This is a genomic window from Mycobacterium kiyosense, from assembly GCA_021654635.1.
GTDB classification, from domain to species: Bacteria; Actinomycetota; Actinomycetes; order Mycobacteriales; family Mycobacteriaceae; genus Mycobacterium; species Mycobacterium kiyosense.
Genome location: AP025179.1, coordinates 5464406 through 5489939, shown reverse-complemented (window position 1 = coordinate 5489939; position 25534 = coordinate 5464406). Strand labels below are relative to the sequence as shown.

Here is a 25534-nt window from a genome sequence, read left to right as displayed (position 1 = left end):
GCGCGGGAAGGAGTCGTCTATGACCGCGATCGGCGCACACCAAGATCCGGCACCTCCACGAATTCGCTTGCGACGTAACGATGGTGAGCTCATCCTGCTCTGGACGTTGCCCGTCACGGTGGTGATCTGGATCGCCGCCTTCGTGCTGTTTCCCGGCTTCAACCCGCCGATGTCGCCGACGATGTCGGCGGAGCAGGTCGCGGCGTTCTATCGCGATCCGGCGCATCTCCCGGAGATCCGGTACAGCATGATCGTCTTCAACTGGTTCGGCGTGTGCCTCGTTCCGATCCTGACGCTGATCGTGCTGCAGATCCGGAGGATGGCCCATCGCACGCCGATCTTCTCCTACGCGATGCTGGGCTGCGTAGCCGGCGGCCCCAGCCTTTTCCTCGTCGCCAACGTCTGCTGGCTGCTGGCCGCGTTCCGGCCCGAGCGCAGCCCGGAGTTGACGCAACTGCTCAACGACTTCGCCTGGATCACCTTCACCATGTTGGTGCCATTTCTGATCGGGCAATGCGTAATCCTGGCCCTGGCAATCTATTTCGACGACAACTCGCGGCCGATATTCCCGCGCTGGGTTGCCGTCTTCAACCTGCTGGTTGCCGCGGCGCTGGTACCGGCGACCTTCGTCGGGCTGTCATTGTCCGGCCCATTGGCGTGGGACGGCGTGCTGTCGTTCTGGTTGAAGAACATCGCGATCGGCGTCTGGGTCGTCGTGATGGGCGTCGTGCTGCGCGCGGCGGTGTATCGGGAACGCGCCGATATCGCAAGGCGCAGTGCGGAGCTGGACGGCCCACGAGCACCGTGACGACCCCGCCCGGGCCGGGTGGCAACCTCGAGACAGCGCCACCGTCCGGTCCGTTGCATCGCCGGATTGCCTGGCATGCGCGGCATAATCCCAAGCGCGAGTTGTGGTTTGCGTGGGGCGCACTTGTCCTCTTCTACAACCTTTTCTTTCCGATGGTCTTCGTGGTGGCCCAGGTTCAGCCTCCCCCGCAACCCACCTGGGACCTCGCGACGCAGGTCCACTGGTTCAGCGAACGTCACCTCGGCATTCCGATCGGCTTGGGCGTCATCTTCGCGATCACCGGCATGACCGCCGTCAACAATGCCCTCATCGCGTACTCGATGCGACGCATGTCGGTGAGCCCGGCGTTCGGGTATTCGTATCTGATCATCTACTCGCTCAGCGCGCTGCCGGGCTTGCTGCTGCTCTGCATCGCGCTGATCGTCGGAACGCTGCGCCCGCAACGCGATCCCAAAGTGCTGGGCTGGCTCTACGACTTCGCCTTCTTGTCGTTCGACGGCACCATGGGAGTATTCCTGATCGGCTCGCTGATCTGGATGGTCGCGATTCTGATCGACAAGAACCGGGTGTTCCCCAAATGGTTCGGCTATCTCAACCTCTGCAACGCGCTCACCGAGGTCGTCGTGGCTCCCTGCTGGATCTTCGGGCGGGGCGTGCTGGCCTGGAACGGCCAGATCGCATGGTGGCTGGACATGGTCGTATTCGGTATCTACCAAGTCACTTTCGTCGTCATGCTCTTCAAGATGATTCGACGGGAGGACTTCGGAACCGGTCCGCTGCCTGACCCGCCCCGCAGACAGCGGACGAGATGGGCGAGCGCGTCATGACCGACCACGCCGAGAAGAAGCAGCGTGCACCATTCGTACCGGGCCAGCCGGACATGTGGGCCTTCGTGTTGTTCGAGACACTGGTCTTCACCGGCTATTTCGGCTTCTACCTGTTCTATCGCACCCGAAGTCCCGAGCTGTTCCTGCACTCCCAAGCGCACCTGGACTTGCGAATCGGCGTGTCCAACACTCTCGTCCTGCTGCTGAGTTCGTGGTCGGTGGCACGCTGCGTGCAATCCGCTCGGGCCGGCGCCTACCGGACCGCACTGCGGGACGTCTACCTCACCGCCGCTTTCGCGACAGTCTTTCTGGTGTTCAAGCTGTTCGAGTGGGTCCGGTTGGTGCGCACCGGAAACGGGTTCGAGAGCAACGACTTCTTCACCTACTACTTCTTTCTCACCGGTATCCACTTCGTCCATCTGATGATCGGCTTCGTGGTCCTCGGTGTGATCGTCTACCGCCTCCGGAGTCCGGCGCGGCAGTCCCGGGAATCTCAGGTGCTGGTCGAAACCTGCGCAACCTATTGGCACACAGTCGATTTCCTGTGGGTAATGATCTTCGCGCTGCTGTACGTGGTGAGATGAGGGATGAAGTTGAACAAACGGCTTCTTCTCGTGTGGGTGGTACTGGCCTTGCTCACGCTGGGCTATCTGTTAATAGACCACTCCGCCGGTGACTCGGCGAGAGCCAACGCCGTCATCACCTCAAGTGTCATCGTGATCGCACTCCTGAAGGTGCGCATCATCTTTCGCGAGTTTATGGAGGTCCGGGAAGCCCCGGCGGCGCTGCGCCGGCTGACCGACGCCTGGGTGGTGCTGATCGGCGTGGCCATGTTCAGCTGCTACTTCGTGGGCCTGGCCCTGCACTGACGCCGCACTGACGCCGAGCGTCACGCCAGGGTGACGCTGCGCGTCGACCGTTGCGCTGGCGTGACGCTCGGCGCGAAGAGCAGACGCTCGGCGCGAAGAGCAGGGGGCAACAGCTACTGCGGCGTGAACGTGAGGTGCAACTGGTTCAACCCGCGCAGGATGTAGGTCGGCTCGTACACCCAGCGGCGAGCGCCCGCCGGCCCGTGCTCGGCCTCGTCGACGGCGATGTCGGCCATCCGATCCAGGATCCGTTCGATCGAGACGCGGCCCTCCACCCGGGCAAGCGGTCCGCCGGGACAGGAGTGCACGCCGCGCGCGAAAGCCATGTGCTCGCGCACGTTCTTACGGTCGAGACGGAATTCGTGTGGATTCTCGAACCGGCGCGGGTCACGGTTGGCCGCCCCGGGCAGCACCATCACGACGGTGCCGGCCGGAATGTCCACCCCGCCAACCTGAGTGGATCGGCGGGCCAGCCGCGAGTCGCTCTTGACCGGGCTCTCCATCCGCAGCGACTCTTCGATGAAGCCCGGGATCAGGCTGCGGTCGTCGCGCAGCTGCTGCTGGATGTCGGGCCGGTCGCCGATCACCTGCAGCGCGGCGCTGAGCAGCTTGGCCGTGGTCTCCTGTCCGGCGGCGAACAGGAAGGTGGCCGAGCGGACTACGTCGATCACCTCAGGCGTCGACCCATCCGGGTACTTCGCGGTGGCCAGTGCGGTCAACACGTCGTCGCGCGGATGTGCGCGCCGGTCCTCGATGTAGGCGGAGAACTTGTCGTCGAGCCACTCCAATGGGTTGACGCCCACCGATTCGTGATCCAGGGCTCCGACCCGGCCGGGTCGGTCGGCGCCCAGCACCACCCGGAACTCCTTGTGGTCCTCCTCGGGGACGCCGAGCAGGTCGGCAATCACCAACGTGGCGAACGGCTTTGAGTATTCGCCGATGAACTCGCACTTGCCGTTGACGAGGAACTCGTCGAGCTGCTGGTCGGCCAGCCGCCACATGAACTCTTCGTTCTGCTTGAGTCGGCTGGGCGTCAGCAGCCGGCTCAGGATCGAGCGTGCCCGGCTGTGGTCGGGCGGGTCCATGGTGACCATGTGCTCGAACATCGGGAAACTCTCCCGATGCTCGTCGATCTGTGCGTTGATGTCGTCGCCCTCGGGCTGGAACGGCAGCGGCGGGAAGGGGCCGCCCAGCGCGACGCAGTTGGAGAAGGAATCGGTGTCCTTATAGACCGCGGTGGCCTCCTCATACCCGGTGACGGCGACGACGCCGTAGTGGGGGAGCCGCAACACGGGGTGCTGGCCGCGCAGGTAGTCGAAATACTCGTAGGGGTCGGGGATCAGCGACGGATCGGTGAAGAAGTCGATGGTGTCGTAGTCGCTCATGTCGTGCATGCCCTCCCGAAGCTGGCTGTTACCGAGTGAATGTGGCGGCGGCGTGAGCTGGTGCCGCCCGGATCAGATGCTGTGCTGAGCACCTGCTTAGCATGGCGGTATTGTCGTGGTCAAGGTCACACGGCCGGTGCGGCCGGACGTACTGGCTAGGATCTTCGAGAGCGTCGGGACCGTACGGGGAGCGCAGAGAGGACGAGGTAACGGCATGACTTCGGCCCGCAGGATCGGGGCGCCGGACGCGAAGAATCGCGGCCTGCTGCTCGATGCGGCCGAACAGCTGATGCTCGAAGAGGGCTATGCCGCGGTGACGTCGCGGCGCCTGGCCAACAAGGCCGGCCTCAAGCCCCAGCCTGGTCCACTACTACTTCCGCACCATGGAAGAGCTTTTCCTGGCCGTGTTCCGCCGGCGCGCCGACGAGGGCCTGTCGGCGCAGGCGCAGCTGCTCCAGTTGCCGCAACCGCTGTGGGCGCTGTGGCGATTCGGCACCGACCCCGCGTTCACCCGCATCTCGATGGAGTTCATGGCGCTGGCGAACCATCGCAAGGAGATGCGCGCCGAAATCGCTTACTACGCAGAGCGTTTCCGTGAAGAGCAAGCCCAGGTGGTGGCGGCGGCCTTGCAGCGCTACGGACACGACGAGGTGCCCCCGATGGTGTGGACCGTCCTGATGACCAGCCTGTCCCGGTTTCTGGTGCTCGAGCAGGCGTTGGGCATGTCGGGTGGTCACGCCGAGACCAAGGCGTTCGTGGAAGAGCACCTGCGCCGACTCGAGGGCGAACCGCAACCGATCACCGACCTGCCGCCCACCTGGCTGGTTCACCAGGTCCGTAGCGAACAGAGCGCGCCCCGGTCACCGTCCTTGGATACGACGACCGCGCCGTCGACCGACACGGTGCAGTGAAATTGCGGGACGGCTGACTGCCGTCCGGTGCTCACGCTGACCATCGCCCACTGCGCGGGATTGGACAGCATCACCTGCTGAACCCACGGCCGGCCCGGCCCGATGTCGGCCTGAACGTTCGGGGTGAAGGTGTACGGGTTGTGGCTGTAGTCGGAGAACACCCGCGGATCTTGATCCTGGTAGTAGATGTCGGCATAAATCGGATTCTTCGCCGAAATCGTGTACACCACCTGGTGCATGGGCGGCGGATCGTCGTCGGCGTGCGCCCGGCCGCTGCCGAGCGCCGGCACCGTCGCCGCGGCGGCCAACAGCATCGCAGCGCCAAAAACCACGTGCTTCGTTGCGGTGGTTGTCATTTCGCTCCTCCGGCTGCCGGGCGCGGATTGGCTGTGCGGTTCACGACGACCCGATCTGCAGCTTCCCAGTGCGCATCCGACACCCACAGCCGTGCAAACGATGCTATCGCCTCATCAGCGGAAACTCCCCCCGATTACCCGCTTTATCTCGGCCGCCGGACGCCGGGCCAGCGACCTGGCGATCGATCGCCAGCCGTGGTCGGAGGAGTCGAAGGAGGCGCGTGGCAGCACCACGTCCACCAGGCCGAGGCGTTGCGCCTCGGTGGCGTCCACCGCGGTTCCGGAACCGGCCAGCAACAGCGCCCTGCTGCGCCCGACCAGCGTCGCCAACCGTTCGGCGCCGCCCCAGGCCGGCATGATCTCCAGCTGCACCTGATTGAAGGCGATCTTGACGTCGTCGGCGGCCACCCGGATGTCGGCGGCGACGGCGACCTCGGCGCCACCGCCGAAGGCGTGCCCGTTCAGCGCGGCGATCACCGGCGCGGGGAAGTCGGCGATCCGATCGCAGACGGTCCGCATCCGCTTGGCCATCGCCGCGGCGTCTTCCTCGGTGCGCAGCGCGCTCAGTTCCTTGAGGTCGCCGCCGGAGACGAAGGCGCGGTCCCCGGCGCCCCTGATCACCAGGGCTTGAGCGCCGGCCGCGGCGCCGAGTGCGTCCTCGAGTTGGTCCATGGTTTGCAGCGCGATGGCATTGCGCGCATGCGGGCGGTCGATGGTGAGCACCGCCAGGCCCGGGTCCAGCTCGTCGAACTCCAGGTCCACCATGCGTGTTCAGCTCCTTGGCTTGAGCCTAAAAGACCCGGAAAGACCAGGCTGATATTGGCATTCTCGTCTCAGGAGAATAGCATCATCGCTGCAGGTCCAGAAGTTGCCCATTGGTCGTGCAGTCCCAGGATCGAGGTGCCGGGTGCGGAATCGAATGGCGGCGGTTGCGGCAGCGGCGGCAGCGGTCGCCGTGCTGGGCGCCTGCAGCACACCGTCTCAGCACCAACTCGCCAGCACCGCGACGGTGACGCTGAACGGACACGAGGTGCACCCGCATCTCGTCCGCTGCTACCAGCAAGAGTGGTTCCGCACCATCGAGTTGGGCGACGACGCATCCGGGGCGAAAGTGGTCCTCGACCAACGCGACCACCCGGCCACTGCGCTGTCCGTCCGGTTCCACAACCTCGGCGGTTTCACCGGAGACTTCGCGCGCAACGACACCAACAAGGCGGGCACCCGCTTCGACGGTGAGACGTTCACCATCACCGGTACGGCCAACGGGGCCAACACCGCCAAGCCCAACGAGGCGACCAGCGTCGATTTCAAAATCGCGGCCAAGTGCTGACCCCCTGACGGGCTGAGTCCGGAGCGGGATTCCCGCTAAACCGGGGGGGCCATTGCGGCGCGCGAGGGCAGAGAATATGATTCTCGCAAATTGCGAAGGAGGATTTCATGGGCCAGTTATCGCATCGGGAGGACGTTCCCTTCCCGATCTTTGACGCCGACAATCATCTCTACGAGCCGCCGGAGGCGCTGACCAAGTACCTGCCCAAGGAGTACCGGAGTTACGTCCAGTACGTGCAGGTCAACGGGCGCACCAAGATCGCCATCCGGGGCCAGATCAGTAACTACATTCCCAACCCGACCTTCGAGGTGGTCGCCCGGCCGGGGGCCTGGGAGGAGTACTTCAAGTACGGCAACCCGGACGGCAAGACCAAGCGCGAATTGTTCGGTGAGCCGATGCGCGCGATCCCGGCGTTCTTCGAACCTGGGCCGCGACTGGAGGTGATGAACGAGCTGGGGCTGGACAAAACCCTGATGTTCCCGACGTTGGCCAGCCTGCTCGAGGAGCGGTTGCGCGACGACCCGGTTGCCATCCATGTGCTGGTCCACGCACTGAACCAGTGGCTGGACGAGGTCTGGGGCTTCAATTACCAGAACCGGATCTTCACCACCCCGGTCATCACCCTGCCGATCGTCGAAAAGGCGATCGAGGAGCTGGAGTGGGCGGTCAAGCGCGGCGCGCGCTGCATCCTGATCCGCCCGGCGCCGGTCCCCGGCTTCCGCGGCCCCCGGTCGTTCGCGCTGCCCGAATTCGACCCGTTCTGGGAGCGCGTCGTCGAGTACGACGTGCTGGTCGGCATGCACTCGAGCGACAGTGGTTACTCTCGCTACACCTCCGAGTGGGACGGTGCCGACCAGGAGATGCTGCCGTTCCAGACCAATGCGATGGGGATCCTCAACGAGTGGCGGCCGATCCAGGACTCGGTCGGGTCGTGGGTCATCCACGGCGCGCTCTACCGCCACCCGAAGCTGAAGGTCGCGATCGTCGAGGCCGGTTCGAAGTGGATGACGCCGTTGCTCGACGGCCTGGCCGAGGTATTTCGCAAGGCACCGGAGGCTTTCCCGAGCGACCCGGTCGAGATGGTCAAGAACCGGATCTACGTCAGCCCGTTCTTCGAGGACGGCATCGACGACCTGGTCAACCTGGTCGGCGTGGATCAGGTGCTGTACGGCTCGGACTGGCCACATCCGGAAGGGTTGGCAGAGCCGACCTTCTACGTCAACGCGCTGTCGCATCTATCCGTTGACGACCAGGCGAAGATCATGGGCGGCAACCTCGGTCGTCTCGTCACGGTGTGACCGACTCGGCCAGGCCGACCTGGCGGACCATCCCCGAGATGGTCTTGAGTGCAGCGGACCGGTTCGGCGACGCGGAAGCGGTCGTCGACGGTCCGCTGCGCTTCACCTTCAGCGAGCTCATCGAGCAAATACGCTGCGCGGCAGGTGCTTTCGCTGACCTGGGGGTTGGCAAGGGGGATCGGGTCGCGCTATGGGCTCCCAACTCCGCAGAGTGGATCATTGCGTCGTTCGGTCTGCTGACCGCCGGTGGTGTGCTCGTTCCGGTCAACACGCGGTTCAAGTTCGAGGAAGCCGGCGACGTCATCGTCCGCAGCGGAGCCAAGGCCGTCCTGGTCCAGCAGGGATTCCTCGGCCAGCAGTACACCGCGCCACCCGGCGTACCGGTCATCGACCTGAAATCAGGCTTCCTGCAAAGTGGTACGCCGTTCGAAGCGGCGTCGGCGGGCACCGACATCTGCGACATCATCTTCACCTCGGGAACCACGGGGCGTCCCAAGGGCGCGATGATGAATCACCAGCAGACGCTGCGGATGTACGAGGAATGGGCCACTCTCGCCGATCTGCGCGAGGGTGATCGCTACCTGATGATCAACCCGTACTTCCACACCTTCGGGTTGAAGGCGGGCCTCGTCACGTCGTTTCTGCGTGGCGCCACAATGCTTCCGGTCGCGGCGTTCGACGTCGACGCCGTGGTGGATCTCATTGAGCGCGAACGCATCACGATGCTCCCGGGCCCACCGACGCTGTACCACTCGCTGCTGACGGTGCGCGACAAGTCCCGGCTGTCGACGCTGCGGGCGGGCGTGACCGGCGCTGCCGACATTCCGGTCGAACTGGTCCGCCGCATCCACGAGGAACTGCCGTTCCAGACGTTGATGACCGGTTACGGACTGACCGAGGCCGGCAACGTGACGCTGTCCCGGCCCGGCGACTCCTTCGAGGATGTAGCCACCACAGCGGGCCTGCCCTGCGACGGTGTCGAGGTGCGCATCGCCGACGACGGGGAAGTGCTGGTCCGCGGCTACGGCGTCATGCAGGGTTACCTCGACGATCCGGCAGCGACCGCCGAGGCGATCGACAGCGACGGCTGGCTGCACACCGGCGACCTGGGCAGCATCGACGCCGCCGGACGGTTGCGCATCAACGGGCGCAAGAAGGACATGTTCATCGTCGGCGGCTTCAACGCCTATCCGGCCGAGATCGAGGGCTATCTGCTCGAGCACCCCGCCATCGCGCAGGCGGCGGTGATCGGCGCGCCCGACGAGCGACTGGGGCAGGTCGGCAAGGCATTCGTGGTGTGCAACAGCCCTGTCGACGCCCAGGATCTGATCGCCTGGTGCCGCGAGCGCATGGCGGGATTCAAGGTGCCGCGATCGGTGGAGTTTCTCGACGCGCTGCCACTGAATGCGACCGGCAAGGTCGTCAAGGATCTGCTGCGCTGACCCCTCGGCCTCGCGGTGTAGGAGCATATGTCGAAAGTGAGAATGCTATTTCCGCAGCTAGTGATGCCTGTTACGGTCGGTTCGTCCGCCGTTGCCGGCAGCTGGCGCGAGAGGAGTGATAATCTCGCTCTCCAAGGGCTACCGGCGCGGGGGAGTCGATCACGCTCGAGTTGTCGCGCAGCATTGCCGGTGCCGAGTAGGGTTTGGGCCGGTCGGCGATGCCGGTAGTCGTCGGCGGGTAGGTGGTAGAGGAGTGTCAGGTTGAGCGACAAGCAGTCTCGCTCTCGAGCCGACGAGCGGAGGGCGGCGGTATCCGACAGGACGCTGCCGACACGACGTTGTCTCCGCTGAAAAAGTATGAGACGCCGCGGGACGTCGCGGAAATGTGGTCGCTGGCCGAGGAAGCCGAGGCCGAGGCAGCCGAGGCCGAAGCCCTCGCCGCCGCCGCGCGGGCGAGAGCCAGGGCCATCCGGCTGCGCCGCGAGGCCGAACTCGTCGAATCCGAGAAGACCAGCCCGGACACGGCCGAAGCGAAAACCGCAGAACCGCTGACCGTCGAGGCCGCCGACGAAGCGGAGGCCGCCGATGAAGCGGAGGCCGCCGATGAAGCGGAGGCCGCCGACGCGGCCGAAACCAACAGCCCCGCGAAGGTGGAGCTGAGCAAAGCAGACGAGCCGGAAGCGGCGGTTGAGGCTCGAGAAGCGGCCAGGCAAGAGGCCCGGCAAGAGGCAGCGGTCGAGGGCGAGGAAACCGCAGCGGACGTCGACGCGGAATCGACCACCACCGAACCGGCCCGGCGCTTCTTCGGCCTGCACCGCCCGAAACTTTCCGAAGTCGCCGCGGTGGTGGCGGCGCTGATCGTGCTGGCCTCGCTCGGGGCCGGCGTCGAGATGTCGATTCTGCACCGCAACGCGGTCCGGGAGCGGCAGCAGGTGGAGCAGTACGCCGCCGCCGCGCGCCAAGGCGTGGTGACCCTGACCTCGCTGGACTTCGAGCACGCCAAAGAAGGCGTCCAGCGCATCGAGGAAGTCGCCACCGGCGACTTCAAGGCCGACTTCCTGAAGATGGCCGACGACTTCACCCGCACCGTCGAGGAGTCGAAGGTGGTGGCGCAGGGCAGCGTTCAAGCCACCGCTGTGGAGCGCGAAACCATGACCGAGAACTCGGCGGTCGTGCTGGTGGCCAGCACCGCCGAGATCACGAATGCGGCTGGCGCTAAACAGGATCCACGTAAGTACCGGCTGATCGTGACACTGACTCGCGACGGCGGCCAGCTCAAGATGTCCAGAGTGGAGTTCGTGCCGTGAGCGCCGAGCAAGCACCCGTCGTCGAGGAGACCGAGGAGTCCGTCACCGCCGACGACCCGCGGCCGGGCCGGTTCACGCGTCTTCGCGTCCGGTCGAGCACGATTCGGGCCAAGAACCGGTGGTCCTCGAAAGCCGGTGTCATCTCGTTGGCGGTGCTCGTGGTGGCGTCGCTGTCGGTGCTCGGCGGACTGTACTGGTTCTCCTACCGCCAGGACAAGGCGCTCGACGGGGACGCCGCTAAGGCCGCAGTCACCGCCGCCAGCGACGGGGTGGTCGCCATCCTGTCTTATTCACCCGAAACGCTCGACCACGACTTCTCCGCTGCCAGAACGCGTTTGACCGGTGACTTCCTGTCCTACTACGACAATTTCTCGCGGCAGGTCATCGCTCCGGCCGCCACCCAGAAGTCACTGAAGACCACCGCGGTGGTGCTGCGTGGAGCGCTGACCGAATTCCACCCCGACTCCGCCGTCGTGCTGTTGTTCGTCAACCAGACCACCCAGAGCAAGGACCGGCCGGAGCCGTCCATGGCGTCCAGCACGGTGCTGGTCACCGTGGTCAAGGCTGACGGCAAATGGCTTATTTCACAGTTCAATCCGGCCTAGGAACGCGATGACCGACGGCGACATTCATTCGATGGTGATCGCGTCGGACTACCGCATTCCGGACCCGGCCAAGGTGTGGCCGTTGTTGGAGCGTCGCAAGGCGGCGCTGGCCGACATCGGTGCACACCATGTGCTGGTCTACACCTCCACCCATGACTACGGCCGTGTGCTGGTGATGATCGGCGTGCACAGCCGCGAGCCCATCGTGGAACTGCTGCGGTCGCGGGTGTTCTTCGACTGGTTCGACGCGGTCGGAGTCGAGGACATCCCGGCCGTATTCGCCGGCGAAATCGTGGACCGCTTTGTCGCCGAACCTCCACCGGCAACGCCCAAGGCGCCCGGGGTGGTGGTGGCCGCGTTCGCGTCGGTGGACAGCGTGCCGACGCTGAGCGCCGAAGTCGGGCATGCGATGGATCGGTTCACCGCCGCCGGTATCCGCAAGACCTGGGTATTCCAGGCTTTCGACGATTCGCACGAGGTGCTGATCCTGCAGGAGTTTCCCGACGAGGACAGCGCCCGAGAATGGATCGAGCACCCGGATGCGGCGGCGCAATGGCTTCAGGGGGGTGGGCATCGGTGCCTACCCGCCGCTGTTCGTCGGGCGCTTCGCCGACATGATCCGGATCGGAACGGACTGACCGCGCGCCATGTATGTGTGTCTGTGCAATGGCATCACCAGCCACATGGTTGCTGAGGCCGTTCCGCCGGCGCCTGCACCAGCAAAGAGGTCGCCGCCGCCTGCGGGGCGGGCGCCGATTGTGGGCGGTGCCGTCGTACCGTGCGGGCAATCATCTCCTCAGCGACTGTGAAACGTCCTTCGCAACCTGCCTGAGCTTCAGCGTTGTCCCGGCGGCGCCATCGGTCCGACGAGTTGGGCCAGCAGCGGCGGGATTTCGAGCCGCGGCAACACCACCTCGACGAGCACCATGCGGTCCCGGTTCTGCGCGGCCGCGGTGAGCGCATCGTCGAGTTCGCCATAGGTCTGCGCCCGGAACGCGAGGTGGTTTTGCACCCCCAGCGTTTCGGGCAGATCAGTCCAGCGCCAGCCGACGATGTCGTTGTAGGGGGCCGTTTCTCCGTGGATCGCACGTTCGACGGTGTAGCCGTCGTTGTTGACGACCACGATGACCGGGGACAGCCCCTCGCGGGCGAACGTCCCCAACTCCTGCACCGTCAGCTGGGCGGCCCCGTCGCCGATCAACAGCACTGCCCTGCGCTCCGGATGTGCCACCGCTGCGCCGAACGCCGCCGGTAGCGTGTAACCGATTGAGCCCCAAAGGGGTTGCCCGATGAAGGTGACACCCTGCGGCAGCACGTGGTCCGCCATACCGTAGAACGAGGTGCCCTGATCGGCCAGCACCACGTTGCCCGGCGTCAGCGCCGAGCACAGCCGGTCCCACAACACCCGCTGCGTGAGTGCCTCGTCGCGGCCCGGCATGGGCGACGGCGGCGCGGCGGGCGGGGGCTCCACCGCCGGCGAACTGATCCCGCGCTCGGTGAGTATCGCGGCCAACGCCTGCAGCGCCGCGCCCATCTCCAGCGGCGCGAACACCTCGTCGGCCACGCTGCTCTCGTACTGGCCGATGTCGATGGTGCGGGCGGGGTCAATGCGCTGGCTGAAGAAGCCGCTGACCATGTCGGTGAACACCACCCCGGCGGTGACCAGCACCGGAGCCTGCTCGATCGCGGTGCGTACTCGCTCGGCACTGGCCGAACCGGCATAGATACCAAGGAAATTCGGTGAACTCTCGTCGAGCAGGCTCTTGCCCCACACCAGCGTTGCGTGCGGCACCACATCGGCCGCCAGTAACGCCTCCAACTCGCCGACCGCCTGCAATCGGTGCACGAGCAGGTCGGCGAGCACGGTCAACTGATGGTCGCCGATCAGCTTGGCGGCGGCCTCGGTGAACATGGCCAGCGCCCGTGGGCTGGTGCCGCCGGTGTAGCGCGGCAACGGCGCGTCGCGCGGCTCGGTGGGGGAAGCGTGCCACGTCGGTGGACATCAGCAGATAACCGGGCCGCTTCTGCTCGCGCACTTCGCTCAACACCCGGTCGATCTCGCGGCGAGCCGTCGCAGGCATGAGATTGGCTTGTGCGCAGGTGATTTCGCGGCTGATCCGGAGGAAGTGCTCGAAGTCGCCGTCTCCGAGCGAGTGGTGCAACGCCCGCCGGGTGGCCTGGGCGTCCTTGGACGGACCGCCGACGATGTGCACCACCGGCACGTGCTCGGCGTAGCTGCCCGCGATCGCATTGGTCGCCGAGAGCTCACCGACCCCCGAAAGTTGTTACCACCGCCGACATTCCGCGCAGACGCCCGTAGCCATCGGCGGCGTAGCCGGCGTTCAGCTCGTTGGCGTTACCCACCCAGCGCAGCTTCGGATGAGCGACGATATGGTCGAGGAACGCCAGGTTGTAGTCGCCGGGAACGCCGAAGATCTCGGTGACGCCAAGTTCCGCGAGGCGGTCCAGCAGGTAGTCGCCGACGGTGTAGACGGATTCGGTCACGCAGACGACGGTACGCCTTGGGGTCGACATTTCGGCGCAACCGCTATTCCCCCGGGACACCGCCCGCGATATCGTGCGGCCATGGCAATCAAAGAGTCCCGCGACATCGTCATCGAAGCCAGTCCCCAGGAGATCCTGGATGTCATCGCTGATTTCGAAGCGATGCCCGAGTGGTCCGAACCGCACCAGAGCGTCGAGATCCTCGAGACCGGGGCCGACGGACGCCCGAGCAAAGTCAAGATGAAGGTGAAGACCGCGGGCATCACCGACGACCAGGTGGTGGCCTACACCTTTGCCGGCAACGAGGTCACCTGGACGCTGGTGAATTCCAGTTAGCAGAAGGCGCAGGACGGCAAATACACCCTGGTGCCGCAAGGTGGCGACACGTTGGTGAAGATGGAGGTCACCGTCGACCCGAACGTGCCGCTGCCCGGATTCGTACTCAAGCGGGCCGTCAAGGGATCCATCGACTCGGCCACCAAGGGATTGCGCGACCGGGTGCTGAAGGTGAAAAAGGCCAACTGACGCCCGGACCGGTGGGCAATCCCTCCGCCCGACACCACGCGCCCAGCGAAATCGGGTGGTAACAGACAATTTGCCCCAACCGCTCCCGATGTCAGGATGACGTTGCTAGTTTTGAACGCGGTGGCCGTAAAAGCATCGCGAGAGTTCGTCATTGAGGCGCCCCAGGAAGCTGTCATGGAGGCGCTGGCGGACGTTGGCGTGCTGATGTCGTGGTCGCCGCTGCACAAGAGCGTCGAAGTGCTCGACTATTACCCCGACGGCAAACCGCACCACGTGAAGGCGACGGTCAAGATCCTGGGACTGGTGGACAAGGAGATCCTCGAGTACCACTGGGGCCCAGACTGGGTGGTCTGGGATGCCGGCAAGACCAACCAGCAGCACGCCCAGCATGTCGAGTACAACGTCACAGCCGAGGGGCCCGACAAAACGCGGGTGCGATTCGACATCACCGTCGAACCGGCCGGTCCCATCCCGGGCTTCATCGTCCGGCGAGCCAGCGAACATGTATTGGACGCTGCCGCAAAGGGATTGCGCGACCGGGTGCTGGGCGAGGCCGACGACGAACCGGCAGAGAACAACCAGTAATGGCCGTTCAAGCGTCCTCCGAGATCGTCATCGACGCACCGCCCGAGGCGATCATCGACGCGATCGCAGACATCGAGGCTCTGCCGGGGTGGTCCTCGGTACACAAGCGGGCCAAGGTCGTCGATACCTGGCCCGACGGCCGGCCGCGGCATGTCAAGGTCATCGTCAAGGTCGCCGGCATCGTCGACAAGGAGATCCTGGAATACCACTGGGGCCCGGACTGGGTGGTGTGGGACGCCAAAAAGACGCGGCGGCAGCACGCCCAGCACGGTGAGTACAACTTCAGCCGCGAAGCAGACGACCGGACCCGGGTGCGATTCACGCTCACCGTCGAGACCTCGGCGTTGTTGCCGGAATTCATGGTCAAGCGCGCCCGCGACAAGGTTTTGTGGGTGGCGACAGAGGGTCTGCGCGAGCAGGTCCTCGCGCCTACCTGATTCCGTCTTTGAGTGCGGCCAGTCGCCGCAGCGCCTCGTCGATGGTGTCGTCGCGCTTACAGAATGTGAAGCGCACCAGATGATTCCAAAGCTCGGCCGCCTGCGCGTCCGGATCGCAGAACGCCGACATCGGGATGGCGGCCACGCCGACCCGCTCCGGCAACGCCGCGCAGAACGCGGTGCTGTCGTGGTAGCCGAGCGGACGTGGGTCGGCGCACAGGAAATAGGTGCCGTGGCTGTCGTGCACCGCGAACCCGATGTCGGTCAGGCCGGAGGCCAGCCGATCGCGCCGGGCCTGCAGCGAACTTCGCAGCGCCCCGACCCAGTGGTCCTGGGTGTTCAGCGCCAGGGCCACCGCGGGCTGGAACGGCGCGCCGCCGACGTAGCTCAGATACTGTTTGGCCGCCCGCACCCCGGCAATGAGATGTGCTGGGCCGCAAGCCCATCCGATCTTCCAGCCGGTGCAGTTGAACATCTTGGCCGCGCTGGAAATGGTGACGGTGCGCTGCGCCATGCCGTCCAGGCTGGCCAGCGGCAGATGCCGGTGACCGTCGTACACCAGATGCTCGTACACCTCGTCGGTTATCACCAAAAGGTCTGCGGCGGTGGCGATCTCGGCGATGGCCTGCAGCTCGTGGGCGCTGAGCACGGTGCCGGTGGGGTTGTGTGGGGAGTTGACGATCAGTGCCGCGGTGCGGGGTGTGACGGCGCGGCGCAGCGCGTCGGCGTCCAGGGCGAAACCGTCACCGTCGGCGACCATGGGCACCGGCACCCGGCGCGCACCGGCCATTGCCACCACCGGTGAGTAGGAGTCGTAGAACGGCTGAATCAGCAACACCTCGGAGCCGGGTTCTATCAGTCCGAGGACCGCGGCGGCGATGGCCTCGGTTGCCCCGACGGTGACCAGGATCTCGGTGTCGGGGTCGTACTCGGTGCCGAAGTGCCTGCGACGCTGGGCGGCGACGGCCTGGCGCAGGGGTGCGATGCCGAGGCCCGGCGGATATTGGTTGACGCCGGCGGCGATGGCTTCCTGTGCGGCTTGCAGCATCTCCGGCGGGCCGTCCTCGTCGGGAAAACCCTGCCCCAAGTTGACCGCGCCGAGGCGCGCCGCCAGCGCCGACATCTCGGCGAACACCGTGGTCGCGTAGGGCCGCAGCCGCGGGACGGTCATGGTGGTCGAGCTTAAGGCGCCCGACAGCGGCCCCCGCGCTCGACTTCGGCCCCCACGCCCGGCTGCGGCCCCCGCGCCCGGCTGCGGCCCCCGCGCCCGACTGCGGCCCCCACGCCCGGCTGCGGCCCCCGCGCCCGACTGCGGCCCCCACGCCCGGCGAGCGTCACGCCAGCGTGGCGTTGGGCGCCGAGCGTCACCCTGGCGTGACGTTCGGCGGGAGAAGGGGCGGCCAAAGCGCGGCTGACCTGCGAAATCGCTCCCAACCAACAGGTTGGCCGAGTGCCCTGTTAGGGTGCCTGTACTGGACCTACTCTGTAAGACGGATCCGAAACCCCTTTTGGAACAGGAAATCGATATGTCCGAAGAAGCCTTCATCTACGAGGCCATCCGCACACCGCGCGGCAAGCAGAAGAACGGATCGTTGACCGAGGTGAAGCCGCTCGACCTGGTCGTCGGTCTGATCGACGAACTGCGGCGGCGCAACCCTGACCTCGACGAGAACCTGATCAGCGACGTTGTGCTGGGCGTGGTGTCGCCGGTGGGCGACCAGGGCGGCGACATCGCCCGCACCGCGGTGCTGGCGGCCAAGATGCCCGACACCGTCGGCGGCGTGCAGCTCAACCGGTTCTGCGCCTCGGGTCTGGAAGCCGTCAACATCGCTTCGCAGAAGGTGCGGTCCGGCTGGGACGACCTGGTGATCGCCGGCGGTGTGGAGTCGATGAGCCGGGTTCCGATGGGTTCGGACGGCGGCGCGATGATGGCCGACCCGGCCACCAGCTACGACGCCTACATCGTTCCGCAGGGCATCGGCGCCGACCTGATCGCCACCATCGAGGGCTTCTCGCGCGACGACGTCGACGCCTACGCGCTGCGGTCCCAGGCCAAGGCGGCCGAGGCGTGGTCCGGCGGATACTTCGCCAAGTCCGTCGTGCCGGTCCGCGACATGAACGGCCTGGTGATCCTGGACCACGACGAGCACATGCGTCCCGACACCACCGCCGAGGGGCTGGGCAAGCTCAAGCCGGCGTTCGAGGGCCTGGCCGCGATGGCCGGCTTCGACGACGTGGCCCGTCAGCGCTACCACTGGGTCGAAAAAATCAACCACGTGCACACCGGCGGCAACAGCTCCGGGATCGTCGACGGCGCGGCGCTGGTGCTGATCGGTTCCGAGGCGGCGGGCAAGTCCCAGGGACTGACCCCGCGGGCGCGCGTCGTAGCGACGGCCACCACCGGTGCCGACGCGACCATCATGCTCACCGGCCCCACCCCGGCCACCCAGAAAGCGCTGGACCGGGCCGGGCTGACCGTCGACGACATCGACCTGTTCGAGCTCAACGAGGCCTTCGCGTCGGTCGTGCTGAAGTTCCAGAAGGACCTGCACATTCCCGACGAGAAGCTCAACGTCAACGGCGGCGCCATCGCGATGGGCCACCCGCTGGGCGCCACCGGCGCCATGATCACCGGAACCATGGTCGACGAGCTCGAGCGCCGCAACGCCCGACGCGCGCTGATCACGCTGTGCGTCGGCGGCGGCATGGGTGTCGCCACCATCATCGAGCGAGTCTGAGAGGCATTCGAAAAGTCATGGCTGAGAACACGATTCAGTGGGACAAGGATGCCGATGGCATCGTCACCCTGACGCTGGACGACCCGACCGGGTCGGCCAACGTGATGAACGAGCACTACCAGGAGTCCATGCACAAGGCGGTCGAACGCCTTGTCGCCGAGAAGGATACGATCACCGGCGTGGTGATCGCCAGCGCGAAGAAGACATTCTTCGCCGGCGGTGACCTCAAGGGCATGATCAAGCTCGGCCCGGAGGACGCGGGCGAAGCGTTCGCTCTCGTCGAAAGCGTCAAGCGCGACCTGCGCGCCCTGGAGACGCTGGGCAAGCCGGTGGTGGCGGCCATCAACGGCGCCGCCCTGGGCGGCGGCCTGGAGATCGCGCTGGCCTGTCACCATCGCATCGCCGCTGACGTCAAAGGCTTGGTTGTCGGCCTGCCCGAGGTCACCCTGGGACTGCTGCCCGGTGGTGGCGGCGTGGCGCGCACCGTGCGGATGTTCGGTATCCAGAACGCCTTCATGAACGTGCTTTCGCAGGGCACCCGGTTCAACCCGACCAAGGCCAAGGAGATCGGTCTGGTCGACGAACTGGTGGGCTCCGTCGACGAGCTGATTCCGGCCGCCAAGGCGTGGATCAAGGCCAACCCCGAGGCGCACACCCAGCCGTGGGATGTCAAGGGCTACAAGATCCCCGGCGGTACTCCGTCGTCGCCGGCGCTGGCCGCGATCCTGCCGTCGTTCCCGTCGTTGCTGCGCTCGCAGCTCAAGGGCGCGAACATGCCGGCGCCGCGGGCGATCCTGGCCGCCGCGGTGGAGGGTGCGCAGGTGGACTTCGACACCGCCTGCCGTATCGAGAGCCGTTACTTCACGTCGCTGGTGACCGGTCAGGTCGCCAAGAACATGATCCAGGCGTTCTTCTTCGACCTGCAGACCATCAACGGCGGAGGGTCGCGGCCGGACGGCATCCAGCCGGTCAAGATCAACAAGATCGGCGTGCTCGGCGCCGGCATGATGGGGGCCGGCATCGCCTACGTGTCGGCGAAGGCCGGCTATGACGTGGTGCTCAAGGACGTCTCCCTGGAGGCGGCGCAGAAGGGCAAGGGATACTCGGAAAAGCTTGAGGCCAAAGCACTTCAGCGCGGCAAGACCACTGAAGAGAAGTCCAGCGCGCTGCTGGGCCGGATCCATCCGACGGCCGACCCGGCCGACCTGAAGGGCGTCGACTTCGTCATCGAGGCTGTCTTCGAGAACCAGGACCTCAAGCACAAGGTGTTCCAGGAGATCGAGGACATCGTCGAACCGAACGCGGTGCTGGGATCCAACACCTCCACGTTGCCGATCACCGGTCTGGCCACCGGCGTCAAGCGGCAGGAGGACTTCATCGGGATCCACTTCTTCTCGCCGGTCGACAAGATGCCGCTGGTGGAGATCATCAAGGGCGAGAAGACATCTGACGAGGCGCTGGCCCGGGTGTTCGACTACACGCTGGCCATCGGCAAGACTCCGATCGTGGTCAACGACAGCCGCGGCTTCTTCACCTCGCGGGTGATCGGCACCTTCGTCAACGAGGCGCTGGCAATGCTCGGCGAGGGCGTGGAGCCGGCGTCCATCGAGCAGGCCGGTTCGCAGGCCGGCTACCCGGCGCCGCCGCTGCAGCTCTCCGACGAGCTCAACCTGGAGCTGATGCACAAGATCGCGGTCGCTACCCGCAAGGGCGTCGAGGATGCCGGCGGCAAATACGAGCCGCATCCGGCAGAAGCCGTGGTGGAGAAGATGATCGAGCTCGGCCGCTCGGGTCGGCTCAAAGGCGCCGGCTTCTACGAGTACCCCGAGGGCAAGCGGTCGGGTCTGTGGCCGGGCCTGCGCGAGACGTTCAAGTCGGGCTCCTCGCAGCCGCCGCTGCAGGACATGATCGACCGGATGCTGTTCGCCGAGGCACTGGAAACCCAGAAGTGCCTCGACGAGAACGTGCTGACCTCGACGGCCGATGCCAACATCGGATCCATCATGGGGATCGGTTTCCCGCCGTGGACCGGTGGTAGCGCGCAGTACATCGTCGGCTACGAGGGCCCGCTGGGACGGGGCAAGGAGGCCTTTGTGGCCCGGGCCCGGCAGCTGGCCGAGAAGTACGGCGACCGTTTCCTGCCGCCGGACTCGCTGACCTAGGTTGAGCAGACGCAAAAGCCCCCGAAAAGCCTTGCTTTCGGGGGCTTTTGCGTCTGTTCGCGCGACCGGCGGTAGCCTGCCTGAATGGCCGAACCACCGCCGTTCAGCCCCACCGTCGCGTTGTTGACCGTCGGGCGGGTGTGGGAGGCGGCCTTCGCGCAGCAGCTCAAACCGCTCGGGCTGACCACCCGCAAGTACGGACTACTGGGGCATATCCGCGGCACGCCCGGCATCTCGTTCAGCGAGCTGGCCCGGCGGTCGCGGATCACCGTGCAGAGCGCGCACACCGCGGTGGCTGCCTTCGTCGACGCCGGGCTGGTCGACGACGGGACCGCGCACGCGGGTTCGGCGTCCACGTTGCGGGTGACGCCGGCAGGCGAAGCCCTGCTGCGGCGTGCCGCCGAGGTGGTCGACCGTCTCGACGCCGAATTTGCCGCGCAGCAACCCGAGTTGACCGAGGCGCTGCGCGCGTACCTCGGACGCGCACTTACCGAAACGCATACCTTCAGTTAAACTGAAGGTATGCGTTTCGCCGCGTCCGGTGCCGCATGAGTCTGCGTCACTATCTGCGCCGGCCACCGGCCGTTTCTGCGGTCGACGCCGTCCGGCTTGTCGGCGAGGGCGCGCTCGTTGTCGACGTTCGCCGCGAGTTCGAGTGGAAACGGGTGCACATCCCCTCTGCCGTGCACATGCCGCTGGAGACGTTGGCGGACCGCGGCCTTCAGCTTCCCGAGGATCGCCTCATCATCACCTTCTGCACCGGCGGCCTCCGCTCCGCTGGCGCGGCAAACCTGCTCGTGGAGAACGGGTTCGAGGCGGTCAACATGAGTGGTGGGCTGATCCACTGGCGCGCCGCCGGCGGGCCGTTGACCGACCGCTGAAACGTCTCAGCTCTGGATGGCCGCGGCCAGGCGACGCCATTGCTCCCGCGGAAACTCCTTGGGGTCGGCCGTGAGGATCTGAACGCAGACATGGTCGGCGCCGGCCGCTTGATGTTCGCCGACCCTTCGCATGATTGCGGCCTCGTCGCCCCACACGATGATCGCGTTCAACAGCCGATCGCTGATCTGGGTGACGTCGTCTTCGGAGAACCCACTGCGCAGCATATTGTTGGCGTAATTCGGCATCGCCAGATAGCCACGCAGCCAATCGGTTCCGATGCGGCGCGCCTCCTCGGCGTCGTCGGTCAAGATCGCGGTCTGTTCCGGCAGCAACAGCGGGCCCTGACCCAGAGTTGCACGGGCAGAAGCGGTGTGCTCCGGTGTGACGAGATAGGGGTGCGCGCCGCGAGCCCGGGTTGCCGCCAGCGTCAACATCTTTGGGCCGAGCGCGGCCAACACCCGCCGATCGGTGGGCACCGGCTGGTCCGCAGCATCGAGTCCATCCAGGAACGATGCCGTCGCGGCCAAGGGTTTGCGGTAGCGCCCCGGCGCGCCGGCGTCGATCAGTGGGGCGTGGCTGACGCCGATCCCCAGCAGAAATCGGTCACCGTGTTCGGCGGTCAGCTTTGCGAAGGACGCGGCGGTGTCCTGCGGGGTGTGCATCCAGAGGTTGAGGATGCCGGTGGCGATCACGGTGCGCTTGGTGGCGGCCAGCAGGCGGCCCACCGCGTCGAACACCGGTCCGCCGACGTCGGGGATCCACAGCGCCGGGAACCCTAATTCGTCTAATTCGGCTGCGGCTTCGGCAGATTCGGCTGCATCACCGTAGCGCAGTTGACTACTCCAGATTCCGACACCGTTGAGTTCCATTCAGGTCGCCTCTCGTCCGTGGGTTGGTCCTATGTTGCCAAACGGGTAGTCCGGGTAGTGCATGGTGTCGAAGAGTCGCACGACCTTCGTGTTCAACTTGGCGACGGATCTGGTGCTGGTGCTGGCCGAATTGACCATGCTGGCCGACCTCGGGCTGATCGACACCGTGCTGGCCTGAAGCGAGCAGCTCGGACGCCTGGTGTTCGGTCCGGCGCCGACGCTGGCGCAGGCGACTCGCGCGGTGCTCGCTTTCGGCAGCCTGCAGGACTGCTGCATGCAGTTTCCCGAGGCCCCTCACGACGAGTTGCGCTCCCGTTCGGTGGAGGCAGCGCTGGCCGCATTGGAGATGTGAGGCCCGGCCCGGAACTTACGTTCCAGCCCCGTCTGCGGTGCTTTGGTCCTGGGCGTTTTGCGTGAAGATGTCGCCGGACGTCTGGCCCTGGTCGTTGACCGAGTTGCCGTTGTCGTCGGTGGCGAAGCTGCCCGGGGAAGCGACCGCAGACGTGGCCGGGGCAGTTTGACCGAGCAGCCCAAGACCGGACAGCGCCAACAACCCCGCGGCTGCAGCGCCGGCGAATACCAGTTGCGCAAAGCGTATTTGACGAGCGGTCCTGCCTGTGGGGGTCATGCTCCCATATTCCGGCTAGCTATTAGCCGCTGGATTGGCCGCACTTATCGATGTGCTGTGAGTCCGTCGGCTGCCCCGGCTAGAGTTCGACCATGCGCTTCGGTCTCTTCATCCCGCAAGGCTGGCGAATGGATCTCGTCGGCATCGAACCCCAGCGACACTGGGAGGTGATGCGCGAGCTGGCCACCTATGCGGACGGGGGCGCCTGGGATTCACTGTGGGTCTACGACCACTTCCACACCGTGCCGCTGCCCAGCGACGAAGCCACCCACGAGGCGTGGTCGTTGATGGCGGCGTATGCGGCGGTCACCTCGCGGATCAAGCTCGGCCAGATGTGCACCGCAATGAGCTACCGCAACCCGGTCTATCTGGCCAAGGTGGCGGCCACCACCGACATCATCTCCGGTGGCCGCGTCCAGATGGGTATCGGCGCCGGTTGGTACGAACACGAGTGGCGCGCTTACGGTTACGGCTTCCCGTCGGCCGGCGTGCGGCTGGCCAGGCTGGACGAGGGCGTGCAGATCATGCGGGATGCCTGGCGCGACGGCAAAGTCAGCTTCGACGGCCGGCACTACCAGGTGGACGGTGCGATCGTTGCGCCGAAGCCGTTGCAGGACAATGGTATTCCGTTGTGGATCGCCGGCGGTGGCGAGAAGAAGACGCTGCGCATCGCCGCGCAGTACGCGCAGTTCACCAACTTCACCCCGGAGCCGGAGGCGTTTGCGCACAAGTCGCAGGTCCTCGCCGAGCACTGCCGCAACCTCGGGACCGACTTCGACGCCATCGTCCGGTCGGCAAACTTCACCGCCGTTGTCGGCGCCTCGGAGGCCGAGGTTGCAGACCGGGTCCGACGTGTCCAGGATCGGCTGGCCGGCTACGTGCCCGAGTCGTTGGCGGAGTCGATGGTGGGTGCCATCCCGGACTCGGCGTCCGGGACACCCGAGCAGATCATCGAGCGGCTCACCAACGTGCGCGAACTGGGCTGCGAATACGCGATCTGCTACTTCCCCGAGGCGGCTTACGACCGCTCCGGTATCGAGTTGTTCGAGCGGGAAGTGATCCCCGCACTGAGCTCGCCGAACGGTTAGTAGTGGTGGTGCCGGGGAGCGCCCGGCACGTGACTCTGAGAATTAGATTTCCATTTTTGCGGAACGCTGTTGTACCGTCTGGTGAGTTGCATTATCCCGTGTCTGACGTCCCACGGAGGATCCTCGATGCAGAAGGCACTCGCCCCGGAGATCTCGACCTGGCCCGACGAGGACCCGCAGCTGATCGGCAGTCGCTGTGGCGGCTGCGGCGCCACCACCTTCCCCGTGCAGGAGCGCTGTCCGCGCTGCAGCCTGGGTGAGATGAGCGACGTGTTGCTGCCGCGCCGCGGCACCGTCGTCGCATGGACCACGCAGGGTTTCCCGCCCGGCGCCCCGTATGCTGGGCCTACCGGCAAGGACTTCGTGCCGTTCGGTGTGGGCCTGGTGCAACTCGACGACGTGATTCGGGTCGAGGGCCGGCTCACCGAGAACGACCCCGCCAAGCTGCAGTTCGGCCAGGAGGTCGAGCTGACCATGGTGCCGCTCACCACCGACGAGGACGGCAACGAGGTCGTGACGTTCGCGTTCCGGCCGGTGGGACAGGGTGCCTGAGATGACCAACGACGTCGCGATCATCGGTGTGGGCCTGCACCCATTCGGCCGGTTCGACAAGACGGCCATGCAGATGGGCGCCGAGGCCATCCAGTCCGCCCTGACCGACGCCGGAGTGGAATGGAAGGACATCCAGTTCGGGTTCGGCGGCAGCCACGAGGTCTCCAACCCAGACGCCGTCACCCGACTGGTCGGGCTGACCGGCATCACATTCACCAACGTGTTCAATGCCTGCGCCACCGCGGCCAGCGCGATTCAGCAGACGGCCGACACCATCCGGCTGGGCAAATACGACATCGGCATCGCCATCGGTCTGGACAAGCACCCGCGCGGCGCCTTCACCGACGACCCGGCCAAATTGGCGCTGCCCCAGTGGTATGCGCAGAACGGGCAGTTCGTCACCACCAAGTTCTTCGGGATGAAGGCCAACAAGTATCTGCACGACCACAACATCTCCCAAGAGACACTGGCGCGGGTGGCGAACAAGAACTTCCGCAACGGTGCGCTGAACCCGAATGCGTTTCGGCGCAAGGAGATCTCAGTCGAAGAGATCCTCAACTCGCCGGTTTTGAATTACCCGTTGACGCAGTACATGTTCTGCGCGCCCGACGAGGGCGCAGCCGCGGTGATCATGTGCCGCGCCGATATGGCGCACAAGTACACCGACAAGCCGGTCTACGTGCGGGCCTGCGAAATCCGCACCCGCCGCTACGGCGCCTACGAGGTGCACGCCACGTTCGCACCGCTCGACGAGGACGTCTCACCGACGGTGTATGCGTCCAAGGCGGCGTACGAGGCCGCGGGCATCGGGCCCGAGGACGTCGACGTGGCCCAGTTGCAGGACACCGATGCAGGTAACGAGGTCATCCACATGGCCGAGACCGGCCTGTGCGCCGACGGTGAGCAGGAGAAGCTGCTGGCAGACGGCGCCACCGAGATACACGGTTCGATGCCGGTCAACACCGACGGCGGGCTGATCGCCAACGGCGAGCCGATCGGCGCGTCGGGGCTGCGGCAGATGCACGAGCTGGTGCGTCAGCTGCGCGGGGAGGCCGGTGAACGTCAGGTGCCGGGCAATCCGCGGGTCGGGCTGGCGCAGGTCTACGGGGCGCCGGGCACCGCGTCGGCGACGATCCTGTCGCTCTAGCTGTGCCGCAGTGGGTTTGCGGGTTTGCAGTCGCTTGAGTGGGCTCTGGGTCGGTGCGTGCGGTGCCTTGGCTTTGGGTGCGACGCCTTGGCGTTGGATGTGAAGTCTGGGCGTTGGGTGTGAAGTCTGGGCGTTGATTGTGTAGTGGTGGCGGGATTTTCGACGTTTGGCCGCCGTGGGTTCACTCTCGACGCCGTGGCTTCACACGCAAGGCCGTCGGTTCACTCTCGACGCCGTGGATTCACTCTCGACGCCGTGGCTTCACACGCAACGCCGTG

General features: G+C 66.0%; 23 protein-coding genes and 7 pseudogenes. 23 read left to right on the top strand and 7 right to left on the bottom strand.

The window, feature by feature from the left end; all coding sequences use genetic code 11:
- The first annotated feature begins 19 nt into the window (after window positions 1-19).
- From L6444_RS25750 to L6444_RS25735, 4 genes are read left to right on the top strand one after another with little or no spacing between them, the layout of a single operon-like run.
- Window positions 20-808 carry a hypothetical protein gene (locus tag L6444_RS25750; RefSeq protein WP_236978011.1) on the top strand — a complete coding sequence of 263 codons (789 nt, stop codon included), beginning with the start codon at window positions 20-22 and terminating at the stop codon, window positions 806-808.
- Entirely contained in the window at window positions 805-1635 is an 831-nt protein-coding gene (locus tag L6444_RS25745) for a hypothetical protein (protein ID WP_236978010.1), read from the top strand. Before L6444_RS25750 ends, L6444_RS25745 begins: the two co-directional genes overlap by 4 nt.
- A complete protein-coding gene (locus L6444_RS25740; RefSeq protein ID WP_236978009.1) occupies window positions 1632-2219 on the top strand; it encodes a cytochrome c oxidase subunit 3 family protein in 588 nt (195 codons plus the stop codon). Before L6444_RS25745 ends, L6444_RS25740 begins: the two co-directional genes overlap by 4 nt.
- A gap of 3 nt (window positions 2220-2222) precedes the next feature.
- Window positions 2223-2504 (top strand): cytochrome C oxidase subunit IV family protein, encoded by a 282-nt coding sequence (locus L6444_RS25735; RefSeq protein ID WP_236978008.1) that lies wholly within the window; start codon window positions 2223-2225, stop codon window positions 2502-2504.
- A gap of 113 nt (window positions 2505-2617) precedes the next feature.
- On the opposite strand, the gene L6444_RS25730 is transcribed toward L6444_RS25735, so the two are convergent.
- Window positions 2618-3889, bottom strand: a complete 1272-nt coding sequence (locus L6444_RS25730; RefSeq protein ID WP_236978007.1) for a cytochrome P450 — start codon at window positions 3887-3889, stop codon at window positions 2618-2620.
- Between the two features lie 214 nt (window positions 3890-4103).
- Here L6444_RS25730 and L6444_RS25725 point away from each other — a divergent pair.
- A pseudogene (locus L6444_RS25725) lies at window positions 4104-4800 on the top strand (TetR/AcrR family transcriptional regulator).
- Here the strand turns inward: L6444_RS25725 and L6444_RS25720 are convergent.
- Window positions 4716-5114, bottom strand: coding sequence for a hypothetical protein (locus L6444_RS25720; RefSeq protein ID WP_236984426.1), 399 nt, complete (start codon window positions 5112-5114; stop codon window positions 4716-4718). The pseudogene L6444_RS25725 and the gene L6444_RS25720 overlap by 85 nt on opposite strands.
- Before the next feature lie 38 nt (window positions 5115-5152).
- Window positions 5153-5921, bottom strand: a pseudogene (locus L6444_RS25715) (enoyl-CoA hydratase/isomerase family protein).
- Between the two features lie 142 nt (window positions 5922-6063).
- On the opposite strand from L6444_RS25715, the gene L6444_RS25710 reads away from it, so the two are divergent.
- The 7 genes and pseudogenes from L6444_RS25710 (at window position 6064) to L6444_RS25680 (ending at window position 11970) form a co-directional block, all read left to right on the top strand.
- Window positions 6064-6486, top strand: a complete 423-nt coding sequence (locus L6444_RS25710) for a lipoprotein LpqH (protein WP_236978006.1) — start codon at window positions 6064-6066, stop codon at window positions 6484-6486.
- Between the two features lie 107 nt (window positions 6487-6593).
- On the top strand, window positions 6594-7784 hold the full coding sequence (locus tag L6444_RS25705; RefSeq protein ID WP_236978005.1) for an amidohydrolase family protein: 1191 nt from the start codon (window positions 6594-6596) through the stop codon (window positions 7782-7784).
- On the top strand, window positions 7781-9226 hold the full coding sequence (locus tag L6444_RS25700) for a FadD3 family acyl-CoA ligase (protein ID WP_255731005.1): 1446 nt from the start codon (window positions 7781-7783) through the stop codon (window positions 9224-9226). Before L6444_RS25705 ends, L6444_RS25700 begins: the two co-directional genes overlap by 4 nt.
- A gap of 383 nt (window positions 9227-9609) precedes the next feature.
- The gene (locus L6444_RS25695; protein WP_236984424.1) at window positions 9610-10533 is read left to right on the top strand and encodes a hypothetical protein; all 924 of its coding nucleotides are present in this window, start codon (window positions 9610-9612) and stop codon (window positions 10531-10533) included.
- Window positions 10530-11138 carry a twin-arginine translocation pathway signal gene (locus tag L6444_RS25690; protein ID WP_370653034.1) on the top strand — a complete coding sequence of 203 codons (609 nt, stop codon included), beginning with the start codon at window positions 10530-10532 and terminating at the stop codon, window positions 11136-11138. The genes L6444_RS25695 and L6444_RS25690 overlap by 4 nt, the downstream gene beginning before the upstream one ends.
- 7 nt (window positions 11139-11145) lie before the next feature.
- Window positions 11146-11776, top strand: a pseudogene (locus L6444_RS25685) (fatty-acid--CoA ligase).
- Between the two features lie 9 nt (window positions 11777-11785).
- Window positions 11786-11970, top strand: a pseudogene (locus L6444_RS25680) ((2Fe-2S)-binding protein).
- A gap of 3 nt (window positions 11971-11973) precedes the next feature.
- On the opposite strand, the pseudogene L6444_RS25675 reads toward L6444_RS25680, so the two are convergent.
- Window positions 11974-13673: pseudogene (locus L6444_RS25675) on the bottom strand (alpha-keto acid decarboxylase family protein).
- A 51-nt stretch (window positions 13674-13724) separates the two neighbouring features.
- Here L6444_RS25675 and L6444_RS25670 point away from each other — a divergent pair.
- The 3 genes and pseudogenes from L6444_RS25670 (at window position 13725) to L6444_RS25660 (ending at window position 15190) form a co-directional block, all read left to right on the top strand.
- A pseudogene (locus L6444_RS25670) lies at window positions 13725-14168 on the top strand (SRPBCC family protein).
- Window positions 14169-14288: 120 nt separating this feature from the next.
- Window positions 14289-14753, top strand: a complete 465-nt coding sequence (locus tag L6444_RS25665) for an SRPBCC family protein (RefSeq protein WP_236978001.1) — start codon at window positions 14289-14291, stop codon at window positions 14751-14753.
- A complete protein-coding gene (locus L6444_RS25660; protein WP_236977999.1) occupies window positions 14753-15190 on the top strand; it encodes an SRPBCC family protein in 438 nt (145 codons plus the stop codon). Before L6444_RS25665 ends, L6444_RS25660 begins: the two co-directional genes overlap by 1 nt.
- On the opposite strand, the gene L6444_RS25655 is transcribed toward L6444_RS25660, so the two are convergent.
- Window positions 15183-16361, bottom strand: a complete 1179-nt coding sequence (locus L6444_RS25655) for a pyridoxal phosphate-dependent aminotransferase (RefSeq protein WP_236977997.1) — start codon at window positions 16359-16361, stop codon at window positions 15183-15185. The two genes, L6444_RS25660 and L6444_RS25655, sit on opposite strands and share 8 nt — an antisense overlap.
- A gap of 355 nt (window positions 16362-16716) precedes the next feature.
- On the opposite strand from L6444_RS25655, the gene L6444_RS25650 reads away from it, so the two are divergent.
- The 4 genes from L6444_RS25650 (at window position 16717) to L6444_RS25635 (ending at window position 20971) form a co-directional block, all read left to right on the top strand.
- A complete protein-coding gene (locus L6444_RS25650; RefSeq protein ID WP_236977995.1) occupies window positions 16717-17928 on the top strand; it encodes an acetyl-CoA C-acetyltransferase in 1212 nt (403 codons plus the stop codon).
- Window positions 17929-17945: 17 nt separating this feature from the next.
- Entirely contained in the window at window positions 17946-20090 is a 2145-nt protein-coding gene (locus L6444_RS25645) for a 3-hydroxyacyl-CoA dehydrogenase NAD-binding domain-containing protein (RefSeq protein ID WP_236977993.1), read from the top strand.
- Window positions 20091-20174: 84 nt separating this feature from the next.
- The gene (locus L6444_RS25640; protein ID WP_236977991.1) at window positions 20175-20603 is read left to right on the top strand and encodes a MarR family winged helix-turn-helix transcriptional regulator; all 429 of its coding nucleotides are present in this window, start codon (window positions 20175-20177) and stop codon (window positions 20601-20603) included.
- Between the two features lie 35 nt (window positions 20604-20638).
- Entirely contained in the window at window positions 20639-20971 is a 333-nt protein-coding gene (locus L6444_RS25635; protein WP_236977989.1) for a rhodanese-like domain-containing protein, read from the top strand.
- A gap of 6 nt (window positions 20972-20977) precedes the next feature.
- Here L6444_RS25635 and L6444_RS25630 read toward each other — a convergent pair whose 3' ends face one another.
- Window positions 20978-21841, bottom strand: a complete 864-nt coding sequence (locus L6444_RS25630) for an LLM class F420-dependent oxidoreductase (protein ID WP_236977987.1) — start codon at window positions 21839-21841, stop codon at window positions 20978-20980.
- A gap of 106 nt (window positions 21842-21947) precedes the next feature.
- Here L6444_RS25630 and L6444_RS25625 point away from each other — a divergent pair.
- Window positions 21948-22193 (top strand): annotated as a pseudogene (locus L6444_RS25625) (TetR/AcrR family transcriptional regulator); the annotation flags it as partial.
- 15 nt (window positions 22194-22208) lie between these two features.
- Here the strand turns inward: L6444_RS25625 and L6444_RS25620 are convergent.
- On the bottom strand, window positions 22209-22469 hold the full coding sequence (locus L6444_RS25620; protein WP_236977986.1) for a hypothetical protein: 261 nt from the start codon (window positions 22467-22469) through the stop codon (window positions 22209-22211).
- Window positions 22470-22561: 92 nt separating this feature from the next.
- Between L6444_RS25620 and L6444_RS25615 the strand changes: the two genes are divergently transcribed.
- The 3 genes from L6444_RS25615 (at window position 22562) to L6444_RS25605 (ending at window position 25256) form a co-directional block, all read left to right on the top strand.
- The gene (locus tag L6444_RS25615) at window positions 22562-23557 is read left to right on the top strand and encodes an LLM class F420-dependent oxidoreductase (protein ID WP_236977985.1); all 996 of its coding nucleotides are present in this window, start codon (window positions 22562-22564) and stop codon (window positions 23555-23557) included.
- A 126-nt stretch (window positions 23558-23683) separates the two neighbouring features.
- On the top strand, window positions 23684-24109 hold the full coding sequence (locus L6444_RS25610) for a Zn-ribbon domain-containing OB-fold protein (RefSeq protein WP_236977984.1): 426 nt from the start codon (window positions 23684-23686) through the stop codon (window positions 24107-24109).
- A 1-nt stretch (window position 24110) separates the two neighbouring features.
- A complete protein-coding gene (locus tag L6444_RS25605) occupies window positions 24111-25256 on the top strand; it encodes a thiolase family protein (protein WP_236977983.1) in 1146 nt (381 codons plus the stop codon).
- Window positions 25257-25534 lie beyond the last annotated feature (278 nt).

What these genes read in the sequence shown, in the direction of transcription:
- L6444_RS25750 (WP_236978011.1), top strand. Translation starts at nt 20, where the DNA reads ATGACCGCGATCGGCGCACACCAAGATCCGGCACCTCCACGAATTCGC.
- L6444_RS25740 (WP_236978009.1), top strand. Translation starts at nt 1,632, where the DNA reads ATGACCGACCACGCCGAGAAGAAGCAGCGTGCACCATTCGTACCGGGC.
- L6444_RS25735 (WP_236978008.1), top strand. Translation starts at nt 2,223, where the DNA reads ATGAAGTTGAACAAACGGCTTCTTCTCGTGTGGGTGGTACTGGCCTTG.
- L6444_RS25730 (WP_236978007.1), bottom strand. Translation starts at nt 3,889, where the DNA reads ATGAGCGACTACGACACCATCGACTTCTTCACCGATCCGTCGCTGATC.
- L6444_RS25720 (WP_236984426.1), bottom strand. Translation starts at nt 5,114, where the DNA reads ATGCTGTTGGCCGCCGCGGCGACGGTGCCGGCGCTCGGCAGCGGCCGG.
- L6444_RS25705 (WP_236978005.1), top strand. Translation starts at nt 6,594, where the DNA reads ATGGGCCAGTTATCGCATCGGGAGGACGTTCCCTTCCCGATCTTTGAC.
- L6444_RS25695 (WP_236984424.1), top strand. Translation starts at nt 9,610, where the DNA reads ATGTGGTCGCTGGCCGAGGAAGCCGAGGCCGAGGCAGCCGAGGCCGAA.
- L6444_RS25660 (WP_236977999.1), top strand. Translation starts at nt 14,753, where the DNA reads ATGGCCGTTCAAGCGTCCTCCGAGATCGTCATCGACGCACCGCCCGAG.
- L6444_RS25655 (WP_236977997.1), bottom strand. Translation starts at nt 16,361, where the DNA reads ATGACCGTCCCGCGGCTGCGGCCCTACGCGACCACGGTGTTCGCCGAG.
- L6444_RS25650 (WP_236977995.1), top strand. Translation starts at nt 16,717, where the DNA reads ATGTCCGAAGAAGCCTTCATCTACGAGGCCATCCGCACACCGCGCGGC.
- L6444_RS25645 (WP_236977993.1), top strand. Translation starts at nt 17,946, where the DNA reads ATGGCTGAGAACACGATTCAGTGGGACAAGGATGCCGATGGCATCGTC.
- L6444_RS25640 (WP_236977991.1), top strand. Translation starts at nt 20,175, where the DNA reads ATGGCCGAACCACCGCCGTTCAGCCCCACCGTCGCGTTGTTGACCGTC.
- L6444_RS25635 (WP_236977989.1), top strand. Translation starts at nt 20,639, where the DNA reads ATGAGTCTGCGTCACTATCTGCGCCGGCCACCGGCCGTTTCTGCGGTC.
- L6444_RS25630 (WP_236977987.1), bottom strand. Translation starts at nt 21,841, where the DNA reads ATGGAACTCAACGGTGTCGGAATCTGGAGTAGTCAACTGCGCTACGGT.
- L6444_RS25620 (WP_236977986.1), bottom strand. Translation starts at nt 22,469, where the DNA reads ATGACCCCCACAGGCAGGACCGCTCGTCAAATACGCTTTGCGCAACTG.
- L6444_RS25615 (WP_236977985.1), top strand. Translation starts at nt 22,562, where the DNA reads ATGCGCTTCGGTCTCTTCATCCCGCAAGGCTGGCGAATGGATCTCGTC.
- L6444_RS25610 (WP_236977984.1), top strand. Translation starts at nt 23,684, where the DNA reads ATGCAGAAGGCACTCGCCCCGGAGATCTCGACCTGGCCCGACGAGGAC.
- L6444_RS25605 (WP_236977983.1), top strand. Translation starts at nt 24,111, where the DNA reads ATGACCAACGACGTCGCGATCATCGGTGTGGGCCTGCACCCATTCGGC.